Genomic DNA, 1,753 nt, shown 5'->3' on the forward strand with positions numbered 1-1,753 from the left:
AGTTCAAAAATGGTCTTGTTTTTCAAACCTTCCGGGACATCCTTCCGTACGATCCTCTGGGCAAGTCCTTCTATTATTGCTGTTTTCCCAACTCCGGGTTCCCCTATCAAGACTGGGTTATTCTTTGTTTTTCTCGATAATATTCGGATGACATGGCGGATTTCGCTATCCCTTCCGATTACGGGGTCAATCTTTCCAGACCTGACTTCTGCAACGAGATCCCTTCCATACTTTTCAAGTGCTTCATATGTAACTTCAGGATTTTGTGTGTCCACCTTTTTTCCCCCTCTTACCGATGTAATGATATTCATCAGTTGTTTTTTCGTGATTCCTTTTTCCTCCATATAATTAGTGATTGGATGATCGGACTGTTGAAATAAAGAAAGAATCAGATGTTCGATTGATAAATATCCATCTCCCCATTTATTCTTAAGCTTCTCCCCTGCTTGGAACAGACGGTTTACATCATTGGAAAGATATTGCCCATATTGCACCCCAATGCCTTCCACTGCAGGAATTTCTTTCAGTTTTTGCTGAGTAAAATCATGAAATGCCTCCATATCCATCCCTGCTTTTTCATATATGGATCGAAGAAGTCCTCCGCGGGATTGATCAAGAGCTTTCCACAGATGAAGTACACGGATATCCGTATGCTTATTGTCTTTAGCCAGCTGGCCAGCTGCTGCCAGACTTTCTTGAATACTGTGCGTCATGGATTCTAAATTCAATACTCTCACACCTTCATTTGACCTTTATTGACCTTTTTATTATTATAACCCTTTTTTACTGATATGAAAAAGAAAAAGAACAAGAAATCACCGGATTAAAAAGGAATTTTCCTGCATTTTCTCCCTTTTATTAAAAACGGTAATCCTTGTTCCTTCATCTTTATTACGGTTTTCTCATATATGTCCAATGGCGGTTGTGGTTGGAATTCTCAGGGAACCTGTCTCCTGCTTTCATTTTTAGCTTTTGAGGATTATTTACATTACTTCCGGTCTCACCAATTTCGATATATAATCCATTATTAGGCGCTTTTTCTCCGCCTCTGAAATGTCTTGGTTGTCCCATCAAGATACCTCCTCTGTTTGAAGCGTGGCTTCTCTTTTATTTTCTTCTTCATCAATAGGTTCATGCATGCCAGATGAAGGTATATTCATGTTAATCAGGTTACGGTTTGGTTAACATTCGGAAAAAGCCTTTACAGTACGGTACTAATTAGTGTTAAATAAAAAACTGTGTAGAGATATATGCTTGGAGGATATATAATGGATTTTTATTTAGTTTTGAAATATTTATTTTTAGGGATTTTCCAGGGTTTTACTGAACCTATCCCCATCTCGTCGAGCGGCCACCTCGTTTTGGCACAATACTTCCTTGGTATTGAAGAACCGGGCTTGACTTTCGAGATAATAGTGAATACCGCTTCTCTCTTCGCTGTGTTACTTGTATATCGTGAAGATATTTGGCGTTTGCTAGTAAATGGAATGGGTTATTTCAAAGTAAAAACACCTGAAAATAAACGTGATTTTCATTTCATTGTTTATTTAATCATCGGGACGATTCCTGCCGGTGTCATAGGGGTCTTGTTCGGAGACTACATTGAGGAAAATCTCTCTTACGTTGTTACAATCGGAATCACCCTCATTATTACTGGAACCGCATTATGGCTTATCCGTAATCTGCGAGGCAGAAAAAATGATGGGGATCTGAATGTAAAAGATGCCCTGATCATCGGTCTTGCCCAGGCGGT

The 1,753-nt window shown here is 39.2% G+C and carries 3 protein-coding genes; 1 reads left to right on the forward strand and 2 read right to left on the reverse strand.

Features of this window, described 5'->3' with window-relative positions; translation table 11 throughout:
* Positions 1 to 728, reverse strand: a 728-nt coding sequence (locus tag HP456_RS25465) for a Clp protease N-terminal domain-containing protein (RefSeq protein WP_281358130.1), incomplete at its 3' end; no start/stop codon positions are given.
* A 163-nt stretch (positions 729 to 891) separates the two neighbouring features.
* A complete protein-coding gene (locus tag HP456_RS23590) occupies positions 892 to 1,071 on the reverse strand; it encodes a YjzC family protein (RefSeq protein ID WP_172255581.1) in 180 nt (59 codons plus the stop codon).
* A gap of 194 nt (positions 1,072 to 1,265) precedes the next feature.
* Here HP456_RS23590 and HP456_RS23595 point away from each other — a divergent pair.
* Positions 1,266 to 1,753 (forward strand): undecaprenyl-diphosphate phosphatase (locus tag HP456_RS23595; RefSeq protein ID WP_312857811.1); only part of this gene is annotated, 488 nt, incomplete at its 3' end.

The sequence above is a fragment of the Bacillus haikouensis genome (genome assembly GCF_013179555.1).
Classification (GTDB): domain Bacteria; phylum Bacillota; class Bacilli; order Bacillales; family Bacillaceae_B; genus Rossellomorea; species Rossellomorea haikouensis_A.

Excerpts from the sequence above, each read along its gene's own strand:
- HP456_RS23590 (WP_172255581.1), bottom strand. The coding sequence starts at position 1,071 with ATGGGACAACCAAGACATTTCAGAGGCGGAGAAAAAGCGCCTAATAAT.